Raw genomic sequence first — 2,636 nt, 5'->3', positions numbered from 1 at the left:
ACGGCAATGCGGTGGTTGCCGGTGAGCGGGTGCGGCGCTTTCGGGTCGGCCTGCCGTTCTTTGGGGAAGAGCAGGATGGTGCCTGCCGCTACCCCTTCCAGCCATTTGATGGCGTCCTCGTAGCGCATCCGCATGGTGGTTTTGCCTTGGTCACCGCCCTCTTTCATCTGGTCGTCGTGCAGGCGGTAGCGGGCAATGTCGGCGCACACCCCAACCAGCACCGCTGGCACGGCGGCAAGCGGCAGGACGACGGCACGGCTGAGGTAGCTGTCCGCGAGTTGCGCTGCATCCAGGCAGGCCGCCAGCAGCTTGGCATTGGTGGGGGCGGTATCACCCGCGATTTGCGCCATCTCGCGCTCGCCGAAGCGGGTGATGAGGTCTTGCGGGGCGGCGTACATCACGCGCTCTTGAAGTGCATCAAGGTCTGCGGACGCAGGCAGAGCGGCAGCGGGTTGGTCTCGGTGTAGATAGAGACGCCCCGGTTGTGCTCGCCCATCTCGGTCGAGATGTAGAAAGGTCGCGCCAGCTTGTTCGCCTCGGTAATCATGTTGGCCGGGGCGTTGTAGCGGACGAAGCCGTTGTACATGCCGGTGAGGAACCCATGCGCGTGTCCCGCCTCAATCATCGGCGTCTCGCCAAGGGTGTAGTCGTAGATTTCAAACACCGCACCCTTCCAGGCGAATTTGCCGTTGGTGTTCTCGCGTGTCAACACGTTGTCCTGGTAACGCATCCAGGCGTCCTTGGTGGACTTGTGCGACACCAGCGCGTCGAAGAATTCCGGCGAACAGAGGACGGTCACCCCGGAAGACGTATCACCGCGCAGCCCTTTCTTCATGGTGCGGATGGTCTGCTCGATGGTGAGGGCGAGGTCGGCGGTTGCGCTGGAAAACTGCATGTTGGTCACCGGCTCGGTCACACCAAACTCGGTGAAGAGGTCGTAAATCACGGTTGTGCTGTCGGCATCCAGGATTTTCCCCTTGACCGCGCCCAGCATCAGGTTCTCGATGGTGGCGTCGTGGGCGTTGCGGTGTTCGGCGATTTCATTCCCGACCACGTCGGCGTTCGCCAATAGCGCGTCCTTAGTGCCCGCCTTGCGTACGTCCTGCAACTGGCTGGCACGGATATAGGTTTCCAGCGGCAAGTGCGGCACGGTAAAGGTGCGTACCTTGCTGCCCTTGCCAAAAGATTTGGTATTCGGCGCGGCTTCGCGGCTGGTGTTCGGAATCAGGTTGACCTGACCGTCAACAAACTCAATCATCACGCTGGTGGTGGTAAGGTTCCTCTCGCGCCACATCGGATCAACGAGCAGGCGGGATGGGACGTTAGGTTTGCTGTTGACGGCTTCGTCAAGCTCGGTCTGGGTCAGACCCAGCATGGCAAGTACATCGGACATGGGTTACTCCTTGTTTTTCAGTAGGGGGTTGGGGCGGCGCTGCACTTCGTCTTCGCCGCCGCTGTAATTGGCACCCAGCACCGCCTGCTGCTTGTTCTGCAAGGCAAATTGCGCGGTAAAGGCGGCGAACACGTCATCCGGCGCTTTTGCCAGCGTCGCGGCGTTGTCGCCGTCGATGCCAAGCGCCTTCAACTCTTTCAGGCGGGATTCGGTTTGTTGTTGCGCGAGCTTCGCTTCCAGTTCGGCGATGCGCGCGTCTCTTTCATCGGGGGTGTTTTCAGGTTTATTCATGGGGATTTCCTTGGTGAGTGAGAGGGATAGGATGCTGGCTGAGGTGTCGGCATCGACGCCGGTCGGGGTAAAAGACACCTCGCGGATGACGCCGTCGGTCATCACCAGCACGTCATCCACGGCCAGCGCCTCACCGTTGACAATGTCGCCTGCGTGGCGGGTCAGCACCCGCCCCGCTTCGATATGCACCGACATCTGCCATTCCAGACCGTCGTCAGCAGCTTTGATGATTTCGGCGGCGTGGTCATTACTTAGCATCTCGCCGTGGACGGTGAGCGCCTTGCCTTCACGCGCCAGCCAGCCGTAACCGACGCAGCGGTCACGGTCATGGTTATGCAGGAGCGGAATTTGTTTGCCGCTGAATTGCAGGCTGTCGAGGTCAATGGCGATGTGGTCGCCGTAGTAGGACAGCACCCCGCCTGCATAGGCAGTGCCTTTGACTTTGCGCCGCTCGTCCAGCGAGAGACGCAGGACGCCGAGGGTAATGCCGTTCATTTGAATGCCCGCTGCGCTTCAACGCTCGTCACCAGCGCGATTTGCTGCCGCGAGAAGTGAGCATCAAAGCCCGCCAGCGGCTTGCCGGTGTCGAAGGCGTCCGCTGCGACGCCGGTCAGCTTGTCCTTCATCACCGTAGCAACACGGACAATGCAGGCAGCCTTGCCGCCCTTTGCCGCATCTTCCAAGGCGATAGCGACGACGACGCCCTGCGGTGCCTTAGTGGCGTCTGCCGTCAGTGCTGTGCCCTTGTAAGGTTCGTAGCCTTTGGCCGTGAATACCAGCAGCTCGCCAGTTTTGAATGCCTCGCCTGCGGTGAGCACCGCGCGGCTGTTGGTCGGGTGCCCTTCCCAGTGCAGGAAGGACGGCTTGTTGTAGGGAATGTCTTTTGTCATGACGTACTCCTTGGGTAAAAAAATCCCCGCATGACGCGGGGTTATCGGTTGAATTTGCGCCT

Annotated in this window: 4 protein-coding genes; all 4 read right to left on the bottom strand. The window is 60.7% G+C overall.

The genetic code is table 11. From position 1 onward, the window contains the following. A partial coding sequence (locus Q0562_RS05685) for a DUF1320 domain-containing protein (protein WP_298642266.1) occupies window positions 1-398 on the bottom strand: 398 nt, incomplete at its 3' end. After that, window positions 398-1,393, bottom strand: coding sequence for a major capsid protein (locus tag Q0562_RS05680; protein ID WP_298642264.1), 996 nt, complete (start codon window positions 1,391-1,393; stop codon window positions 398-400). The genes Q0562_RS05680 and Q0562_RS05685, both read right to left, overlap by 1 nt. Window positions 1,394-1,396: 3 nt before the next feature. Then, a complete protein-coding gene (locus tag Q0562_RS05675; protein WP_298642260.1) occupies window positions 1,397-2,179 on the bottom strand; it encodes a hypothetical protein in 783 nt (260 codons plus the stop codon). Beyond that, window positions 2,176-2,574, bottom strand: coding sequence for a hypothetical protein (locus Q0562_RS05670; RefSeq protein ID WP_298642257.1), 399 nt, complete (start codon window positions 2,572-2,574; stop codon window positions 2,176-2,178). The genes Q0562_RS05675 and Q0562_RS05670 overlap by 4 nt, the downstream gene beginning before the upstream one ends. Window positions 2,575-2,636: the final 62 nt, after the last annotated feature.

It is taken from the genome of uncultured Cardiobacterium sp. (assembly GCF_938028825.1).
In the GTDB taxonomy this organism is placed as follows: domain Bacteria; phylum Pseudomonadota; class Gammaproteobacteria; order Cardiobacteriales; family Cardiobacteriaceae; genus Cardiobacterium.
The sequence above is the reverse complement of the archived record's forward strand: the minus strand, read 5'-3'. Positions and strand labels throughout refer to the sequence as shown.

Excerpts from the sequence above, each read along its gene's own strand:
- Q0562_RS05680 (WP_298642264.1), bottom strand. The coding sequence starts at position 1,393 with ATGTCCGATGTACTTGCCATGCTGGGTCTGACCCAGACCGAGCTTGAC.
- Q0562_RS05675 (WP_298642260.1), bottom strand. The coding sequence starts at position 2,179 with ATGAACGGCATTACCCTCGGCGTCCTGCGTCTCTCGCTGGACGAGCGG.
- Q0562_RS05670 (WP_298642257.1), bottom strand. The coding sequence starts at position 2,574 with ATGACAAAAGACATTCCCTACAACAAGCCGTCCTTCCTGCACTGGGAA.